We start from the raw sequence: 466 nt of genomic DNA, 5'->3' as shown, positions 1-466 counted from the left end.
TTCCGTGAACTTCACGCGTTGGAGCGCCCGCCTTCCCGGAACGCAGCGCCGAGCCGCCGCGCGGGACGACCGCAGTCCCGTGCCCGCCGCCCGGGCCGAGTACGCCCAGGCGCAGACCGCGGCCACCCTGCCGGACGGCACACCCCCGGCCCCGCCCGGGACCGCCCCCGCGCAGGCCGTCCCCGGCCCCGCCCTGGACGACCTCTCGGCCCGCGAGATCCTCGGCCGGCTCCCCGTCGCCGTGGCGCTGCTGCACGGCCCGGACCACCGGGTCGCGTACGTCAACGACGCGTACGAGGCCGCGTTCGGCCCCCGCCCCTGCGGCGCCCCCGCCGCCGAGGCCCTGCCCGAGCTCGCCGAGCTGAGCGTGCTGCCCCTGCTGGACCAGGTCCTGCGCAGCGGCACCGCCCGTACGGTCAAGTCCCGCAGGACCGCCGGGGGCAGCTCGTACACCGTGACGTGCACC

At 78.5% G+C, this 466-nt stretch carries 1 pseudogene; it reads left to right on the top strand.

What is annotated here, in order from left to right:
• Window positions 1–4: 4 nt before the first annotated feature.
• Window positions 5–466, top strand: a pseudogene (locus RNB18_RS51575) (PAS sensor protein); the annotation flags it as partial.

Source organism: Streptomyces doebereineriae (assembly GCF_031845645.1).
GTDB classification, from domain to species: domain Bacteria; phylum Actinomycetota; class Actinomycetes; order Streptomycetales; family Streptomycetaceae; genus Streptomyces; species Streptomyces canus.
This window is presented reverse-complemented; position numbering and strand designations above follow the sequence as displayed.